Source organism: Streptomyces sp. Ag109_G2-15 (assembly GCF_900215565.1).
GTDB lineage: Bacteria > Actinomycetota > Actinomycetes > Streptomycetales > Streptomycetaceae > Streptomyces > Streptomyces diastatochromogenes.
The window spans coordinates 6538723-6556492 of sequence record NZ_OCNI01000001.1 but is presented as its reverse complement, the minus strand read 5'-3'; the positions used below and the strand labels follow the sequence as shown (position 1 = coordinate 6556492).

The window sequence follows — 17770 nt, the reverse complement described above, 5'->3', positions numbered from 1 at the left end:
TGAAAACGGCCCCGCGCTCCCGGCGGTTCCGAAGCTCGACCCTGAGACATCCCTGAGACGCGCCCCTTAGTGGTCCAGGTCACAGCGTAAGCCTTCGAGGTGGGTTCGCCGCGTGCTGTACTGTCGGCCCCTCCGAGCAAGTAGTCAAATTTGAGGAGTGCGGCGGAACCGTGCAGAGGACTCCCACGGCACCATCCACCGACCTGTCCGAACTGGCCCGTTGCTGCGCGGTGTTCGTCCCGTCCGACCCCGCCCGTGCCGGCCTGATCGCCTTCTGGCGACCGGACGGCGAGGCTCTCCCCGACGTCGCCCAGGGGTCCGTCTCGGAGCTGGACCTGGTGGTGCCCGCGCCGGGCCGGACCGTCGAGCGGGTACGGATGCCCGCCCTGCTGCTGCCGGTGCGCACCGCCCTGCCGGTACTCACGCGTACGCGTGCGGGGTCGGGGATCCATCGGGCCACCGCGTTCTGGGGCACGGCCGGCTTGCTGGCTCTGCACTTCCTGGCGCGCGGCCTGCTCCTGCCGGGCCTCTCCTCCGGCGATCACGACACCTGGCGGGTGGGGCCCCTGTCCGCCGGCGATGCGGAGCTGGTCCGCGAACTCGCCGCGGCCATGCCTCCGGAGGCACACGCCGTGCCGCTCGCCGCCGACGGGCGCCCTCGGCTGCCCGACCCCGAGCGGCTGCTGCGCGCCTTCCTGGACGCGGTCGCCGACACACTCCCCCGCTCCCCCGCCGCACCGCTCGTGACGGGCGGTGCGGTGTACGCGGCACCGGAGCCGCAGCATCTTCCGGGGCTGCGCGCGTGGGCCGACGACATCGCCGCCGGCCACGACGCGGGCGTGCGCCTGTCGCTGCGCGTGGAGGCGCACGGTCTGCAGGACGCCGTGTGTGAGGACGACATCCCCGTGCGGTTCCGCGCGGTGCTCCAAGTGCACGGCGTGAGCGGGGCGGCGGACGTCGCGGACGCCGCCGATCTGTGGGCCGGCGCGGGACCCGCGCGCGACGCGTTCGGCCCCCGCGCGCGGGCGGACACGCTGCTGGCGCTGCGCCGGGCGGCCGGGGCGTGGCCGCCGCTGGCGCCTCTGCTCTCCGCCGCCGTGCCCGACGTGGTGGACCTTGCCGACGACGAGATCGCCGAACTCCTTGGCGAGGGCGCCCGGGTGCTGGCCGCCGTGGGAGTCGACGTGCACTGGCCGAAGGAGCTGTCGCGGGAACTGACCGCGCACGCGGCCGTCGGCCCGCGGGACGGGGAGGGTTCGGGGCTGCCGTCGTTCCTCTCGGCCGACGCCCTGCTCACGTTCCGCTGGTGGTTCGCGCTGGGCGGGCGCGAACTGTCGCGCGACGAACTGGACCGGCTCGCCGAGGCCAAGCGCCCCCTCGTGCGGCTGCGCGACCGATGGGTGCTGGTCGACCCGCGGGAGGCGGACCGCGCCCGTACCCGGCAGGACCGCTCCATCGCGCCGGTCGAGGCGCTGGCCGCCGCTCTGACGGGCTCGGCCGAGGTCGACGGCCACCGGGTCGAGGTACGGCCCACGGGATGGCTGGCGCAGCTGCGGGAGCGGCTCGCGGATCCGGAGGCCGGGCAGCCGGTCGACCCGCCCCCGGCCCTTGCCGCCACCCTGCGGGACTACCAGCTGCGGGGCCTCGGCTGGCTGGCCCGGACGACAGCTCTCGGGCTGGGCTGCTGTCTGGCCGACGACATGGGCCTCGGCAAGACGGTCACCCTGATCGCTCTGCACCTGCACCGGCAGACGGACGCCTCGTCGGCCGGTCCCACGCTCGTGGTCTGCCCGGCGTCCCTGCTCGGCAACTGGCAGCGCGAGATCGAGCGGTTCGCACCCGGTGTCCCGGTGCGCCGATTCCACGGGCCCGGCCGCGGTCTCGGCTCCTTGGGGGACGGGGAGTTCGTCCTCACGACCTACGGCACCATGCGCCTGGACGCCGAGCGGCTCGCCGAGGTGCCCTGGGGCATGGTCGTCGCCGACGAGGCGCAGCACGTGAAGAACCCGTATGCGGCGACCCCGCGTGCGCTGCGGTCCATCGGCGCACGCGCGCGCGTGGCGCTCACGGGCACACCGGTGGAGAACAACCTCACGGAACTGTGGGCGATCCTCGACTGGACCACACCAGGACTGCTCGGCCGCCTCGGCACCTTCCGCACGCGGTATGCGCAGCCGGTCGAGGGTGGCCGGGATCCCGCCGCCGCTGAACGGCTCGCGCGGCTCGTACGGCCGTTCCTGCTGCGGCGCCGGAAGTCCGACCCCGGAATCGCGCCGGAACTGCCACCGAAGACCGAGACCGATCACCCGGTGGCACTGACGCAGGAACAGGCAGGCCTGTACGAGGCGCTGGTCCGCGAGACCCTCGAGCGGATCGCGGACGCCGACGCCATGGCCCGTCGGGGCCTGATCGTGAAGCTGCTGACCGGGCTGAAGCAGATCTGCAACCACCCGGCGCAGTTCCTCAAGGAGGACGAACCGAGGCTCACGGGACGCTCGGGGAAGCTGGAACTGCTGGACGAACTTCTCGACACCATCCTCGCGGAGGGCTCGGGTGTCCTGGTCTTCACGCAGTACGTGCGGATGGCCCGCCTGCTCGAAAGGCACCTGACGGCCCGTGGGGTGCCCTCGCAGCTCCTGCACGGTGGCACCCCCGTCGCCGAGCGGGAGGCACTGGTGCGCCGCTTCCAGGCGGGCGAGGTGCCGGTGTTCCTGCTCTCGCTGAAGGCCGCGGGAACGGGCCTGAACCTCACGCGGGCCGAGCATGTCGTGCACTACGACCGCTGGTGGAACCCGGCGGTCGAGGCGCAGGCCACCGACCGCGCGTACCGCATCGGGCAGACCCGCCCGGTGCAGGTGCACCGGCTGATCGCCGAGGGGACCGTCGAGGACCGCATCGCGGAGATGCTCGGGCGCAAGCGGGAACTGGCGGACGCTGTGCTCGGCGCGGGCGAGGCGGCACTGACGGAGCTGACGGACGCGGAACTGGCCGCACTGGTGGAACTGCGCGGGGAGGCACGATGAACCACTACGCCGATCACACCGATGAGCCCGACCGTGGCCTGGAGCGCACGTTCGCCGCGCTGCCGTCCGCGCGCGGACGCGGGTTCGCTCAGACCTGGTGGGGCCGCGCCTGGCTGGGGGCGCTGGAGGAAGCGGCGCTGGATTCCGCGGCTGTGAAGGCGGGGCGCCGACTCGCGCGCGGGGGCGGCGTCGGCGCGGTGACGGTACGGCCGGGCCGGGTCACCGCCGTTGTCCGTGATCCGAGAGGCGCGGCGCACCGGGCCGACGTCCTGGTACCGGAACTGTCCGAAGAGCAGTGGGCCGGTTTTCTGGACCTGGCCGTGGAGCAGGCGGGACACCTGGCCGCGCTCCTCGACGGGGAACTTCCCTCGCATCTGATCGAGGACGCGGCGGTCAGGGGGATCGAACTCCTGCCGGGCCTGGGCGATCTGGAACCCGAGTGCGACTGTGACGCATGGGACCACTGTGGGCACACCGCTGCCCTGTGCCATCAGGTGGCGCGTCTGCTGGACGAGGATCCGTTCGTGCTGCTGCTCATGAGGGGCCGGGCGCAGAGCGCGTTCCTGGACGAGCTGCATCTGCGAAGCGCCGCCTCCCCGGACGAGTCCGCCGCGGCCGAGGGCGTGGACGCGGCTGAGGCCTGGGCGGCCGCGGACATCCTGCCTCCACTGCCCGCTCTGCCCGGTCTCCCGGAGATCCCTGGCGAACCGCCGTCCTTCGACGCCGAGACGGCTCCGGTGCCCGGGATCGACCCCGTGGCGCTGCGGTATCTGGCGGTGCGGACGGCCGTCGAGGCCCACCGCATGCTCAGGAAGAGCCTCGGTGGGGAGCCTGAAACGGAGTTGACGGCCGCTCAGGACGCCGTGCGGCTCGCCGGCGGAGCGGCGCCCGGTGCCGTCGGCGACCGGCTCGCCGAAGGGTCGGGGCGAGGCCGCGAGGGGCTGGCGACGGCCGTTCGTGCCTGGCGCGTCGGAGGTGCGGCGGCCCTGGCCGTGCTCGACGAGGAGTGGCAGGTGGAGGACGTGGCGCTCGCACGCGCGCGTGCGGCCCTGGAGGCGGCCTGGGAGGAGGACGAGCGGCCGTCGTTCCGGCCGGTCGGCAACCGCTGGACCGTCGCGGCGGAAGGGGTTCAGCTGCGCCTCGGCCGGGAGGGCCGCTGGTGGCCCTACCGCGAGGAAGGCGGGCGCTGGGTTCCGGCGGGCGGCGCGGACCGGGATCCGGCGACGGCACTGGCCACGGCGCGGCTCGGCCCGGAGGACGAGTCATGCGCGGGCACTTGACGGACTGCCAGTTCGCTGAGTGAGGGCGAACCCGACGAGCGGTGGACGCCGCTTGTTCACCCCGGGGTCGTGCGGTGTTCCTCCTGGGGCCCAAATGTGGCCGCAGTCAACGAACTTGCCCCAGGAGGCCCGATGTCCCCGCACGCCACCGGCCGGCGCCGTGTCCACCGTTCCGTCGCCACGGGCCTCCCCCTGGCCCTGGCAGCCACCCTCGTGGCCGCGGGCACGGCCGCGGCTGCGCCGTCCGGGGACGCCCGTATCATCCGCACGGCGACCCTCGGGGAGGTCCCGCTCGGCGCGTTCAGCAACGCGCTGCTGCCCGGCGGCGTGGACGACGACCACGGAGTGGATCTCGGGGGCATAGGCAGCGACATCTACCCGGCGGCCCGCAAGGGCGAGTACTGGACCGTGACCGACCGCGGCCCCAACGGTCAGATCAAGGTGGACGGCAAGAAGCGTCGGACCTTCCCGGTGCCGGGATTCGACCCCGCGATCGTGAAGATCCGGGTCTCCGGGGACGAGATCGAGGTGATCGACGCGATCCCGATCACCACGTCCTCGGGGAAGGCCGTCACCGGGCTGCCCAACCAGAAGAGCCGCGACGAGGCGCCGTACACGTACGACGCCACCACGCCTCTGTCGTTCAACCCGAACGGTCTGGACACCGAGGGCATCGTGCGGGCCGGGGACGGGACGTTCTGGCTCGTGGACGAGTACGGCCCCTCGCTCGTCCACGTCTCCGCGCGCGGGCAGGTGCTCACTCGCTACGTGCCCAAGGGGCTGAACCTCACCGGCACCGACTACCCGGTGGTGGAAGCGCTGCCGTCCGTCCTGCTGCACCGGAAGATCAACCGCGGCTTCGAGGGGCTGGCGCAGCTTCCCTGCGGCGACCTGGTGATGGCCCTGCAGAGCCCGCTCTCGCTGCCCGACACGGCCGCCGGTGAGGCCTCGCGCACGACCCGTCTGCTGCGCTTCTCACCGCGGAAGCAGGCCGTCACCGCGGAGTACGCCTACCGCTTCGACCCGGTGAACGTCGTCGACCCGAGCGAGGACGACACCTCCGAGCTGAAGATCTCCTCGGTCGTGGCCGTCGGCGCTGACCGTCTGCTGGTGGAGGAGCGCACCGACAAGGCGGCCCGACTGCAGCTGGTCCGGCTGGGGCAGAAGGCCGACATCCTCGGCGGCCCCTGGGACGACGACACGACGTCTCCGTCGCTGGAGCAGCTGGACGACCCGGCCGCGGCAGGCGTGCCGGTGCTGAGCAAGCGGCTCGTCGTCGACCTGGGCAAGGTGAGCGGTGTGCCGGGGAAGATCGAGGGCATCGCGCGCGTGGACCACGACACGCTCGCCCTCATCAACGACAACGACTTCGGGATGACCGACGGAGCCGGCGCCTTCGACGCCCAGGGCCGCCTCGTCGACAGCGGGATCAAGACGACCCTGACGTACGTCCGGCTGCCCGAAGGCCTGTGAGAGGCCCTGTCAGGGCAGCTCGTCGGAGAGAGAGGGCAGGATCGACTCCAGGTCGCTCGGCAGTGTGCTCGGGAAACCTGAGGGCAGCTCGGTCGGCAGCCGCGAAGGCAGCCGGCTGGGCAGCTCGGTGGGAAGACTGAAGGAGGGCCGGGGAGAGCGGCTCGTGCTCGTGCCACTCTCCTTCGGCGCCTTCTCGTTCCCCGTGCCGTGCTTCCCGGAGGCCATCAGCACCACGGCGAGAACGGCAGCGGCGGTCACGAGGACGGCCAGGACGGCGAACAACGGGCCGCGCTTGCGTCGCGCAGGCTCCGGAGTCCATGACCGGTCCGGCTCGCCCGGAGGGGGCGGGCCGTAGCCGCCCTGCGGCGGTCCGAATCCGCCGGGCGGAGGCGGGGTGGCACCCGGCGGTCCGGGCGGCACAGGAGGTACGGGCGGCAGGGACATACCGTCCAGAGTCGCCACCACCCGGCCATGAGACCACCCGCGCGCGGAAGCTGATACCGGCTCATGCCACGGACCGCACGATTCCGCCGCATCCCACGCGGAGGGCGGTCAGCCCCCACCGGAGCCCGAAGCACAGCCCCACCGCAGCCCCCGAAGACGGCGAGCACGCGCGCGGGCGGGCCGCTCGGAAACGGCCCTCCACGCGCGCGTGCGCACTCAGCCCCGTGCGCCCAGCAGGTGGTCCATCGCCAGCTGGTCGAGCCGTTCGAAGGCCATACCGCGCGCGGCGGCCGCCTCCACGTCGTAGTCCTCGAAGGCCGTACGGTCGGCGAGCAGCGCCTGCAGGCCGTCCGCCGCGGTCGGCTGGGCCAGCTGGTCCAGGCGGGAGGCACGCAGCGCGTCCTGGACCTCCGGATCGGCGCGGAAGGCGGCCGCACGCTCCTTCAGGATGAGGTAGTTGCGCATACAGCCGGCCGCCGACGCCCACACGCCGTCGAGGTCCTCGGTCCGCGGCGGCTTGAAGTCGAAGTGGCGGGGCCCGTCGTAACCGGCGCTCTCCAGTAGGTCGACGAGCCAGAAGGCGGCGCGCAGGTCTCCGGCGCCGAACCGCAGGTCCTGGTCGTACTTGATGCCGGACTGCCCGTTGAGGTCGATGTGGAAGAGCTTGCCGGCCCACAGGGCCTGCGCGATGCCGTGCGGGAAGTTGAGCCCGGCCATCTGCTCGTGACCCACCTCGGGGTTGACGCCGTACAGCTCGGGGCGCTCCAGGCGCTCGATGAAGGCCAGCGCGTGACCGACGGTGGGCAGCAGGATGTCGCCGCGCGGCTCGTTCGGCTTGGGCTCGATGGCGAAGCGGATGTCGTAGCCCTGGGAGGTGACGTACTCGCCGAGGAGGTCGAACGCCTCCTTCATCCGGTCGAGGGCCGCGCGCACGTCCTTGGCGGCACCGGACTCGGCACCCTCGCGGCCGCCCCAGGCGACGTACGTCTTCGCGCCCAGCTCGACGGCGAGATCGATGTTCCGGATCGTCTTGCGCAGCGCGTAGCGGCGGACGTCGCGGTCGTTGGCGGTGAACGCGCCGTCCTTGAAGACGGGGTGCGTGAACAGGTTCGTGGTGGCCATCGGGACGGTCATGCCGGTGGCGTCCAGGGCCTGGCGGAAGCGCTTGATGTGCGACTCGCGCTCGGTGTCGGTGGCCCCGAAGGGGATCAGGTCGTCGTCGTGGAAGGTCACTCCGTGGGCGCCTAGATCGGCCAGGCGCTGCACCGTTTCGACCGGGTCGAGGGCGCGGCGGGTGGCGTCGCCGAACGGGTCCCGTCCCTGCCAGCCGACGGTCCACAGGCCGAAGGTGAACCTGTCCTCGGGGGTGGGCTGGTAGCTCATGCCGCGACTCCTTGCTGCGTACGACTATTTCGTCATGGCCGTTTACAAATTAGTATGCGAACGCACCTCTGGGAAGAGACAAGGTGTTGTCTTCGACCACAAGGTGTCGTCGCCAGACGTCGTCGCCAGAGGTCGTTGACAGAAGTCTTGCCAGTTCACAGCACATCCCGCGCAGCCGCGGAAGAGGAGAACCCGATGTCAGCAGCCGAGGGTCCGCTCGTCGTCGGCGTGGACACATCCACCCAGTCCACGAAGGCGCTGGTCGTCGACGCGGCCACCGGTGAGGTCGTGGCGAGCGGCCAGGCGCCGCACACCGTGTCCTCCGGTGCGGGCCGGGAGAGTGATCCGCGTCAGTGGTGGGACGCCCTGTGCGAGGCGCTGCGCCAGTGCGGTGAGCCCGCGCACGAGGCGGCCGCGGTGTCCATCGGCGGCCAGCAGCACGGCCTGGTCACCCTGGACGAGCGGGGCGAACCGGTACGCCCGGCGTTGCTCTGGAACGACGTCCGCTCGGCGCCGCAGGCCCGCCGGCTCGTCGAGGAGCTGGGCGGCCCGAAGGGCTGGGCGGAGCGCACCGGCAGCGTGCCCGGAGCGTCGTTCACGGTCACGAAGTGGGCATGGCTGGCCGAGCACGAGCCGGAGGCGGTCCGCGCCACCAGGGCGGTGAGGCTGCCCCACGACTACCTCACCGAGCGCCTGACCGGTCAGGGCACCACGGACCGCGGCGACGCCTCCGGCACGGGTTGGTGGGCGTCCGGGACGGAGGCCTACGACGAGGAGACGCTGGCCCACGTGGGGCTCGACCCGGCGCTGCTGCCCCGGGTGGTGCGGCCGGGCGAGGTGGCCGGCACCGTGCGCGAGCACCACGACCTGCCGTTCTCCAAGGGCACGCTGGTGGCGCCGGGCACCGGTGACAACGCGGCCGCGGCGCTGGGCCTCGGCCTGCGGCCGGGCATGCCGGTGCTGAGCCTCGGTACGTCGGGCACCGTGTACGCCGTCTCCAAGCACCGTCCCACCGATCCGACGGGCACGGTGGCGGGCTTCGCGGACGCGCACGGAGACTGGCTGCCGCTGGCCTGCACCCTGAACTGCACGCTCGCCGTGGACCGCGTCGCGGCCCTGCTGGGCCTGGACCGAGAGGCCGTCGAGCCCGGCACCTCCGTCACCCTGCTGCCGTACCTGGACGGCGAGCGCACTCCGAACCTGCCGAACGCCTCCGGCCTGCTGCACGGGCTGCGGCACGACACCACCCCGGGTCAGCTGCTGCAGGCGGCCTACGACGGTGCGGTGCACGCGCTGCTGGGCGCGCTCGACCTGGTCCTGGACCAGGACGCGGACCGCACCACCCCGCTGCTGCTGATCGGCGGCGGAGCCCGGGGGACAGCCTGGCAGCAGACGGTACGGCGGCTGTCGGGTCGGCCGGTCCAGGTCCCGGAGGCCAGGGAGCTGGTCGCCCTCGGGGCAGCGGCGCAGGCCGCGGGCCTGCTGACCGGCGAGGACCCGGGCGCGGTGGCCCGCCGCTGGAACACGGCCGCGGGCCCGGTACTGGACGCCGTGGAGCGGGACGAGGCGACGCTGGCCCGGATCAGCGGGGTACTCTCCGACGCGGCCCCGCTGCTGGAGCGGGGGCCGGAATCCCGCTGAGCCCAGCCGCCGCAGTTCGAGCTGAGCCCGGCGGCAGACACCGAGGATTGACCAGGGCATGACCGCACCGCTGCACGAGGGCCGCCCGCCCGGTACCGGACGTTCGCTGCCGGACACCCAGCAGGGCATGCGCCGGCGCAACCTCGCCCGGGTGATGCACGCCGTCAGCGCGGAAGGCCCGCTGTCGCGGGCCGCGGTCGCCTCGCACATCGGCCTCACGCGGGCGGCCGTGTCGACCCTCGTGGACGAGCTGATCCGCTGGGGGCTGCTGGAGGAACTGGGTCCGGAACGGCCCGGCCGGGTGGGCCGCCCCGGATCCGCGCTCGCGGTGAGCGGACACGGTCCCGCCGGCATCGGGGCCGAAATCGGCGTCGATCACCTCGCGGTCTGCGCGGTCGACCTGCGCGGCGCGGTCCGCGCCCGGGCCGTGCGGCACGCTGCGAACCGGGGCCGCGCCCCGGGGCCGGTGATCGAGGAACTGACGGCGCTGGTCCGCCGGGTCGTGGCCGAGGCGGAACGGGAGGGGCTGTGGCCCGCCGGTCTCGCGGTCGCCGTGCCGGGACTGGTGGCCCGGGACGGCCGGACGGTCGTACGCGCCCCGAACCTCAACTGGAACGACACGGACCTCGGCCCCCTGCTGCCCGGCCGCCTGCCCCTGACCGTGGACAACGAGGCCAACTTCGGTGCCCTGGCGGAGCTGTGGCTCGGTGCCGGCACCCCGCGCGACTTCCTGCATGTGTCGGCCGAGATCGGCATCGGCGCCGCGGTCGTCGTGGACGGGCAACTGCTGCGCGGCACACGGGGTTTCGCGGGCGAGCTGGGTCATGTGCCGGTCCGCCCGGACGGTCCCGCCTGCCCGTGCGGCGGGCGTGGGTGCCTGGAGCAGTACGCCGGGGAGGAGGCGGTGCTGCGCGCGGCCGGTCTGCAGCCGCAGGAGGACATGGTCGGCCTGCTCGCGGGACGGGCCGAGGAGGGCGACGAGGCCGTACGGCGGGCTCTGCGGGACGCCGGTACGGCGCTCGGCATCGCCCTGACCGGAGCGGTCAATCTGCTCGATCCCGAGACGGTCGTCCTCGGCGGGGCCCTGGCCGGCCTCTCCCCCTGGCTGCTGCCGTCGCTGGAGGCCGAGTTGACGGGCCGTACGGCGGGACCGGCCTGCCCGGTGTGGGTGTCCGGACTGGGCTCCGAGGGCCCGCTGCTGGGCGCCGCCCACTCGGTCGTCCGGGCCGTCCTCGACGATCCGGCAGCGGTGGCCGAGCGGCCCTGACGGCTCGCTGCGGTGGGCTCGAACGGCCTGGTGACGGCCTGGTCTCACTCGATCGGGTGGCCGAGTTGTCCACAGTTCGCCGGTTGTCCACGGATCCGCGGCGCGCCCTTCTGCCCAACTCGCCCGCGCCGTACCGTGATTCACGCGAGGCGCAGCCGCCCGGCCTGCCCGGCGACGCACTCGCACGACGAAGGGACGCACACACGTCGGGTGACAGTCGGCTGACACATATCGGGGGGACACATGCACGGGGAGACGACCGGGACGCTGCGGCGGGACGCCATCGGGCTGCGCGAGGTCCTGTTCCAGAGCATCACGGCGATGGCACCGGCCGCCGCGGTGGCCGCATCGATCCCCGCGGGCGCCGCCTTCGCCGGCGGCAGCCTGCCGCTGGCCGTGCTGATCGCCCTGGTGGCCTGCCTGTTCACCGCGTCCTGCGTGGCCGAGCTGGCACGGGAGCTGCCCGCGGCCGGTTCGGTGGCCACCTACGCGGCACGCGGGCTCCACCCGGCCATCGGCTTCCTCGTCGGCTGGGGTTACGTGTTCGTGGAGACGCTGGTCCCGCCGTTGCTCCTGCTGCAGCTCGGCTTCACCACGGCGGGCACGCTGCACGAGGAGTGGTCCTCGTATCCCGCGGACCTGTGGTGGCCGTGGTCGCTGGCGGGCGCCGCCGTGATCGCCGGCGCCGGATACCTCGGCGTCCGCGCCTCGGCCCGCTTCGGCACCGTCCTCGGGATCTTCGAAATCCTCGTCTTCCTGGTGTTCGCGGTCTGGCTCATCGGCAAGGCGGGCGGCGCCAACACCCTGTCGGTCTTCGGCACGTCACACACCGCGGAAGGGTACGGCGGGGTCAGCGGAGTCTTCGCCGGGTCGGTGTACACGGTCCTCGCGTTCGCAGGGTTCGAGGCCGCGGCGCCGCTCGCCGAGGAGACGCGCGACCCCCGCCGGACCATGCACCGCGCGGTCCTCGGAGCGGCCCTGGGCATCGGTCTGTTCTACGTGGTCACGACGTACGCGATGGCCGTCTACTTCGGCCCGGACCGCCTCGCGAGGTTCGGTGCGTCGGGAGCCGCCTCCTGGGAGGGCGTGGCCCGGGCCTCGTTCGGCCTGTTCTGGGTGCTGGTGTTCCTCGCGGTGGTCAACTCGACGATCGCCAACGCCAACGCGTGCGCCAACGTCTCGACCCGTACGGCCTTCGCGCTGGCCCGTATCCGGGTCCTGCCCCGCCTGCTCGCCACGCTCCATCCCCGGCATCGCTCCCCCGTGGTGGGCATCGCGGTGCAGACCGTCGTCGCGGTCGGCGCCGTCCTGGGGCTCGGTCTCGCCTACGACCCGGTGACCGCGTTCCTGCTCCTGGCCACGGTGATCGTCACGGTCGTCGTCGGCGTCTACATCGTCGTGAACCTCGCCTGCGCGGGCTACTTCCTGCGAGGCGGCCGGGAGGGGCTCAAGCCGGTACGGCATCTGCTCTTCCCGCTGCTGGGCATCGCCGCGTTCGTCCCGGCACTGCTGACGGCCGCCGGGATCCCGGTGTTCGACTTCGTGACCGAACTCTCGGCGCCGGTCTCGTACGCGGGTCCGGTGGTCGGCGTCTGGATGGCGGCCGGCGTGGTGGTGCTGCTCGTGCTGATACGGCGTCACCCGGAGCGCATAGCCGACACCGCACGGGTGCACGTCGAGGAACCCGGCACGCCAGGCCCCCGGCAGGACGGAACAGTGCCTCACTGACCGCCCCACCAGGAGGCTGACGGGGACCGATCCTCCTCTCATGACCACCTCGCAGAAAGGACCGACGCCGCGATGACCGACCCCCGCATCCTGACCGTGCACCCGGAACCGGACGAGTACGCCTGGACGTTCGGCGGTGCTCCCCCGGTCGCCCGGATCGAACCCGGAACGGTGCTCGACCTCTACACCGAGGACTGTTTCGCCGGCCGGGTGCGGTCCGAGAAGGACCTCGTCTCCGAGGTCTGCGAGTTTCCCTTCCTCAACCCGCAGACCGGCCCCTTCCACATCGAGGGTGCCGAGCCCGGCGACACCGTGGCCGTGCACTTCGTGTCCGTCGAACCGGCCCGGGACTGGGCCGCGTCCACCACGGTCCCCCTCTTCGGCGCGCTCACCTCCACGCACACCACGGCCACACTGCAGCCGCCGCTGCCGGAGCGGGTCTGGATCTGGCAGCTCGACCGCACCCGGCGCACCGCCCTCTTCCGCGCGCAGGACAGTGACCTCGAGCTGGAACTGCCCCTCGACCCGATGCACGGCACGGTGGGTGTGGCCCCCGCCAACCTGGAGGTGCGCTCGGCCCTGGTCCCGGACGCGCACGGCGGGAACATGGACACGCCCGAAATGCGGGCCGGCGTCACCTGCTATCTGGGCGTCAATGTCGAGGGCGCCCTGCTCAGCCTCGGTGACGGGCACGCGCGGCAGGGCGAGGGCGAGACCTGCGGGGTCGCCGTGGAGTGCGCGATGAACACCGTGGTGATCGTCGACCTCCTCAAGGACATCGCCACTCCGTGGCCCCGGCTGGAATCGGACACGCATCTCATCTCGACCGGCTCGGCGCGCCCGCTGGAGGACGCCTTCCGGATATCGCAGCTTGACCTGGTGCAGTGGCTGGTCCGCGACTACGGGTTCAGTGAGCTGGACGCGTATCAGTTCGCAACCCAGGCGGTCGAATCGCCGTTGGCCAACGTGTGCGACACCAACTACACGTGCGTGGCCAAGCTCCGCAAGGAGTGGCTGCCCGCGCGGGACACCTACCGCGGCATGCACGCGCGGCTGCGGGAGACGGCGCAGGCGCTCGGCCGCTGACGCCGCATCAGTCGCGCAGGCTTGTGCCCCCACACCCGCTCGTGAAAGGCAGCCGACGATGGACACGAACCGGCCCGGACCGCAGCTCAGCAGGCGACGGATCCTGAAGGGCGCGGCTCTCGCCGCCGTCCCCTACACGCTGCTCCCCGACGCCCGCGCGGGTGCGCGGGGAGCCGTCGACTACCCCGCGGCCGAGTGGCAGCCGGCGACCACCGGCAACTACACCTCGTCCGACCGCCCCGAGGACTACACCATCGACCGCGTGATCATCCATGTCACGCAGGAGACGTACCCGGACACGCTGGCCGTCTTCCAGAACCCGCAGAAGAAAGTCTCCGCGCACTATCTGGTCCGCTCGGCGGACGGGCACGTCGCCCAGTGCGTGCACGAGGCCGACATCGCCTGGCACGCGGGCAACTGGGACTACAACACCCGCAGCATCGGCATCGAGCACGAGGGCTGGGTGGACCGGCCCGCCTACTTCACCGACGCCCTCTACGAGCAGTCCGCGCAGCTGACGGCGGCCATCTGCGCCAAGTACGACATCCCCAGGGACCGGGAGCACATCATCGGCCACTACCAGGTGCCGGGCACCGACCACACCGATCCGGGACCGTACTGGGACTGGGTCCGCTACCTCAGACTGGTCAATTTCGCCTAGCCGGACGTCGAACCGGTTGTCCGCGCGAACACGGCGCGTGACGATGGTCCCAGCCGTTTCACCGTCCGGGGAGGGCGAGTTGACCGATCCGTGGGTGGCCCTGGAGCCGGGGGCCGACCCCGCCGAGCGAGTCCGGGTGCTGCGCCGGGCGCACGAGACGTTCACCACGGCGGGCACGGTGTCGCGCCCGGTGCGCGAGGTGGTGGCCGAGTCGTGGCGGCGCAGCGCGCGAGCCGGTGTGGGGCCGGACGGCACCGCGAGCGTGGAGCTGACCGACGGCGACCTCGGCGCCTATCGGGCCGAGCACCCGCTGGCCCGGGTGATGCCGCTGTTCCGGGAGCTGATGGGCACGTTCGCCGCCGACGGCGAGCATCTGCTCGCGGTGTGCGACGCGCACGGCAGGCTGCTGTGGGTCGAGGGGCATCCGGCGACCCGGCGGCTGGCGGACCGGATGAACTTCGTGCCCGGGGCACGCTGGTCGGAGACGGCGGTCGGCACCAACGCGCCGGGTACCGCGGTCGCCCTGGACCGGCCGGTGCAGGTGTTCGCGGCGGAGCACTTCATACGGCGGGTGCAGCCGTGGACCTGTGCGGCCGCGCCGGTGCACGATCCGCACACCGGCCGGGTCCTCGGCGCCGTGGACATCACCGGTGGCGACGGGCTGGCGCATCCGCACAGTCTGGGCTTCGTGCAGGCGGTGGCGCGGGCCGCCGAGTCCCAGCTCGCGCTGCTCACCTCACCCCGGCGCGGCGAGGACTCCGCCCTGCTGAGTGTGCTGGGCCGTGACGAGGCCGAACTGCGGCTGGACGGCCACCGGATCAGGCTCAGCCGACGGCACAGCGAGATCCTGGTCCTGCTCGCCCGCCATCCCGAGGGGCTGACCGGCGACGAACTGCTGTGCGGGCTGTACGCGGACGAGTCGGTGACCCCGGTGACGCTGCGCGCCGAACTGGCCCGGCTGAGACGGCTGGTGGGTACGGGACTGCTCGCGTCACGGCCTTACCGGCTCACGGCGGCGATCGAGTCCGACGCCACCGTGGTGGAGCGGCGGCTGGAGGCGGGGGCGCTCACGTCCGCGGTGGAGGCGTACGCGGGCCCGCTGCTGCCGGGTTCGCAGGCACCGGCGGTGGTGCGGCTCCGGCGCCTCCTCGCCGACGGTCTGCGGGCGGCCCTGATCTCCCACGGCGACCCCGATCTGCTCGCGGACTGGGCGCGTGCGCCCTGGGGGAGGACGACCTGGAGGTGTGGCGGGCCCTCGCGGCGGTGCGGCCGTCGGCGCCGGTGCGGGCGCGGCTCTCGGCGCTGGAGGCCGAGCTGGCCGTACCGACTCACCGGACACCGGCGCCGACCGGCGGCGCAACGTACTTGCAACGTCCGCCCGTCTAGCCTCGCGCCGCGAGCTGCCCAACGGCGGGCAGCGCTTCACCGGGAGGCAGACCAGCATGACCCGTTACGCGGCGCCCGGCACCGAGGGCGCGATCGTCTCCTACCAGGCGCGCTACGACCACTTCATCGGCGGAGCATACGTACCGCCGTTGCGCGGGCAGTACTTCGAGAATCCGTCGCCGGTCAACGGACAGCCGTTCACCGAGATCGCGCGCGGTACCGCGGAGGACGTGGAGCGGGCGCTGGACGCGGCGCACGAGGCCGCGCCCGGATGGGGTCGTACCTCGGTGACGGAGCGCTCCGACATCCTGCTGAAGATCGCCGACCGCATGGAGGCCCACCTCGAACCCCTCGCGGTGGCCGAGAGCTGGGAGAACGGCAAGCCGGTGCGCGAGACGCTGGCGGCCGACATCCCGCTCGCCATCGACCACTTCCGCTACTTCGCGGGCGCCATCCGCGCGCAGGAGGGCTCGCTCAGCGAGATCGACGACGACACGGTGGCGTACCACTTCCACGAGCCGCTCGGCGTGGTCGCGCAGATCATCCCGTGGAACTTCCCGATCCTGATGGCCGCCTGGAAGCTCGCGCCGGCGATCGCCGCGGGCAACGCGGTCGTCCTCAAGCCCGCCGAGCAGACCCCGGCGTCCATCCACTACTGGATGAGCCTGGTGGCCGACCTGCTGCCGCCGGGCGTGGTCAACATCGTCAACGGCTTCGGTGTGGAGGCGGGCAAGCCGCTGGCCTCCAGCCCGCGGGTGGCCAAGGTGGCGTTCACCGGAGAGACCACGACCGGGCGGCTGATCATGCAGTACGCCTCGGAGAACATCAAGCCGGTCACGCTGGAACTCGGCGGCAAGTCCCCGAACATCTTCTTCGACGACGTGTGGGCCCACGACGACGACTTCCGGGACAAGGCGCTCGAAGGCTTCACCATGTTCGCGCTCAACCAGGGCGAGGTGTGCACCTGCCCCTCCCGGGCGATCGTCCAGCGCGGCAACTACGCGGAGTTCCTCGAGGCGGCCGTGGCCCGCACCCGGCAGATCAAGCCGGGGCACCCCCTCGACACCGACACGATGATCGGCGCCCAGGCCTCCAACGACCAGCTGGAGAAGATCCTCTCCTACCTGGACATCGGCCGGCAGGAGGGAGCCAAGGTCCTCACCGGCGGCGAACGCGTGGAGTACGACGGCGAGCTGAAGGGCGGCTACTACGTCCAGCCGACCATCTTCGAGGGCGACAACCGCATGCGGATCTTCCAGGAGGAGATCTTCGGGCCGGTCGTCTCGGTGGCCTCGTTCGACGACTTCGACGACGCCATCAAGATCGCGAACGACACGCTGTACGGCCTCGGCGCGGGCGTGTGGACCCGGGACATCAACACCGCGTACCGCGCGGGCCGCGCGATCCAGGCGGGCCGGGTCTGGACGAACTGCTACCACGCCTACCCCGCGCACGCGGCGTTCGGCGGCTACAAGCAGTCCGGGATCGGCCGCGAGACGCACAAGATGATGCTGGAGCACTACCAGCAGACGAAGAACATCCTTTGTTCTTACAGCCCTCAGAAACTTGGCTTCTTCTAGAGCCTGAAGTCGGGTTGCCTGGAGGCATCGTTGCGCTCCAGGCAACCCGACACGATAGATACCTGCTGTGATCAGCGCGGAAGGACATCACCCCACGAGCCGCCCACTCACGAGCGCAGCGACCCGCGTCACGGCACTCGAACCGCTGGAACCCTACCCAGGCGGCCAAACACCGTGGCGGTGGCGCCGCACCACATGCGGTCGCGAAACCAGCCCCACGTTCGAGCCGCTGGAGCCGTACCCCGGCTTGGTGCAGTAGCCGAAGAGGATCTGGCTTCCTATGTGTTCGCACAACACGCGGACGAGTACCAGAAGGCCCCAGCCGCTCGCCGGCAGACGGCCCCCGGCCGGGTAGGGCTCTGACTGCGCGGCGGACGCGACCCGGGATACGGTTCGCGCTGCCGCGTCGTACCCCGGCTCACTCCGCTCGGCCACAACGCCCTACTCGTCGAGGAACTGATACACCTCGCTCGCGGCCTGGATCACCACGGTGCCGTCGCGGACCTGCCACTCGCTCATGCCGTCGACGTCGTGGCTGACGAAGAACAGACCCCTGATCAGGTCTTCGTCCTCATCGGAGGCCGGAATCCGCGCCACGCGCCGCAGTCGCTCCAGGAACCAGTCGACTGACTGGGCGCGCATCTCGGCCCCGAAGAAAACCCAGTTCGCGAAGTTGTACTGCCTCGGGGGAAAGGCCCAGCCACCGCTGTACGTCCGGTCGGGGTCGTCCTGTTCGACGACCTCTCTGACCTGGGCGAGCTGCCGGTCATCGCACTCCAGCCAACCCCTGATCCTGACGAGGACACCCACGACGATCA

Annotated in this window: 12 protein-coding genes and 1 pseudogene; 10 read left to right on the top strand and 3 right to left on the bottom strand. The window is 72.2% G+C overall.

The window, feature by feature from the left end; all coding sequences use genetic code 11:
- Positions 1-170: 170 nt before the first annotated feature.
- The 3 genes from CRP49_RS29530 to CRP49_RS29520 all read left to right on the top strand — a co-directional run bounded on the left by CRP49_RS29530 (position 171) and on the right by CRP49_RS29520 (position 5776).
- Positions 171-3023, top strand: a complete 2853-nt coding sequence (locus tag CRP49_RS29530; RefSeq protein ID WP_097256086.1) for a DEAD/DEAH box helicase — start codon at positions 171-173, stop codon at positions 3021-3023.
- Positions 3020-4303: an SWF or SNF family helicase gene (locus CRP49_RS29525; RefSeq protein ID WP_097256085.1), complete on the top strand. Its 1284-nt coding sequence runs from the start codon at positions 3020-3022 to the stop codon at positions 4301-4303. Before CRP49_RS29530 ends, CRP49_RS29525 begins: the two co-directional genes overlap by 4 nt.
- Positions 4304-4435: 132 nt before the next feature.
- Complete coding sequence (locus CRP49_RS29520) at positions 4436-5776, top strand: esterase-like activity of phytase family protein (protein WP_097256084.1); 1341 nt, start codon at positions 4436-4438, stop codon at positions 5774-5776.
- Between the two features lie 9 nt (positions 5777-5785).
- Here CRP49_RS29520 and CRP49_RS47515 read toward each other — a convergent pair whose 3' ends face one another.
- Both CRP49_RS47515 and xylA read right to left on the bottom strand, forming a co-directional pair.
- Positions 5786-6238 carry a hypothetical protein gene (locus CRP49_RS47515; RefSeq protein ID WP_257033521.1) on the bottom strand — a complete coding sequence of 151 codons (453 nt, stop codon included), beginning with the start codon at positions 6236-6238 and terminating at the stop codon, positions 5786-5788.
- A gap of 198 nt (positions 6239-6436) precedes the next feature.
- Positions 6437-7603, bottom strand: a complete 1167-nt coding sequence (gene xylA / locus CRP49_RS29505; protein WP_097256083.1) for a xylose isomerase — start codon at positions 7601-7603, stop codon at positions 6437-6439.
- 195 nt (positions 7604-7798) lie between these two features.
- Between xylA and xylB the strand changes: the two genes are divergently transcribed.
- From xylB to CRP49_RS29470, 7 genes and pseudogenes are all read left to right on the top strand, one after another.
- Positions 7799-9244, top strand: coding sequence for a xylulokinase (gene xylB, locus CRP49_RS29500; protein WP_097256082.1), 1446 nt, complete (start codon positions 7799-7801; stop codon positions 9242-9244).
- A 58-nt stretch (positions 9245-9302) separates the two neighbouring features.
- Positions 9303-10511 (top strand): ROK family transcriptional regulator, encoded by a 1209-nt coding sequence (locus CRP49_RS29495; RefSeq protein WP_097256081.1) that lies wholly within the window; start codon positions 9303-9305, stop codon positions 10509-10511.
- A 243-nt stretch (positions 10512-10754) separates the two neighbouring features.
- On the top strand, positions 10755-12239 hold the full coding sequence (locus CRP49_RS29490; protein WP_097256080.1) for an APC family permease: 1485 nt from the start codon (positions 10755-10757) through the stop codon (positions 12237-12239).
- 72 nt (positions 12240-12311) lie between these two features.
- Entirely contained in the window at positions 12312-13325 is a 1014-nt protein-coding gene (locus CRP49_RS29485) for an acetamidase/formamidase family protein (RefSeq protein WP_097256079.1), read from the top strand.
- A 58-nt stretch (positions 13326-13383) separates the two neighbouring features.
- A complete protein-coding gene (locus CRP49_RS29480; RefSeq protein ID WP_097256078.1) occupies positions 13384-13986 on the top strand; it encodes an N-acetylmuramoyl-L-alanine amidase in 603 nt (200 codons plus the stop codon).
- A 79-nt stretch (positions 13987-14065) separates the two neighbouring features.
- Positions 14066-15372: pseudogene (locus CRP49_RS29475) on the top strand (GAF domain-containing protein).
- 56 nt (positions 15373-15428) lie between these two features.
- Positions 15429-16952: an aldehyde dehydrogenase family protein gene (locus CRP49_RS29470; protein WP_097256077.1), complete on the top strand. Its 1524-nt coding sequence runs from the start codon at positions 15429-15431 to the stop codon at positions 16950-16952.
- Between the two features lie 441 nt (positions 16953-17393).
- On the opposite strand, the gene CRP49_RS29465 is transcribed toward CRP49_RS29470, so the two are convergent.
- Complete coding sequence (locus CRP49_RS29465; protein ID WP_097257598.1) at positions 17394-17762, bottom strand: hypothetical protein; 369 nt, start codon at positions 17760-17762, stop codon at positions 17394-17396.
- Positions 17763-17770: the final 8 nt, after the last annotated feature.

Excerpts from the sequence above, each read along its gene's own strand:
- xylA (WP_097256083.1), bottom strand. The coding sequence starts at position 7,603 with ATGAGCTACCAGCCCACCCCCGAGGACAGGTTCACCTTCGGCCTGTGG.
- CRP49_RS29485 (WP_097256079.1), top strand. The coding sequence starts at position 12,312 with ATGACCGACCCCCGCATCCTGACCGTGCACCCGGAACCGGACGAGTAC.
- CRP49_RS29495 (WP_097256081.1), top strand. The coding sequence starts at position 9,303 with ATGACCGCACCGCTGCACGAGGGCCGCCCGCCCGGTACCGGACGTTCG.
- CRP49_RS29480 (WP_097256078.1), top strand. The coding sequence starts at position 13,384 with ATGGACACGAACCGGCCCGGACCGCAGCTCAGCAGGCGACGGATCCTG.
- xylB (WP_097256082.1), top strand. The coding sequence starts at position 7,799 with ATGTCAGCAGCCGAGGGTCCGCTCGTCGTCGGCGTGGACACATCCACC.
- CRP49_RS29525 (WP_097256085.1), top strand. The coding sequence starts at position 3,020 with ATGAACCACTACGCCGATCACACCGATGAGCCCGACCGTGGCCTGGAG.
- CRP49_RS29490 (WP_097256080.1), top strand. The coding sequence starts at position 10,755 with ATGCACGGGGAGACGACCGGGACGCTGCGGCGGGACGCCATCGGGCTG.
- CRP49_RS29520 (WP_097256084.1), top strand. The coding sequence starts at position 4,436 with ATGTCCCCGCACGCCACCGGCCGGCGCCGTGTCCACCGTTCCGTCGCC.
- CRP49_RS29470 (WP_097256077.1), top strand. The coding sequence starts at position 15,429 with ATGACCCGTTACGCGGCGCCCGGCACCGAGGGCGCGATCGTCTCCTAC.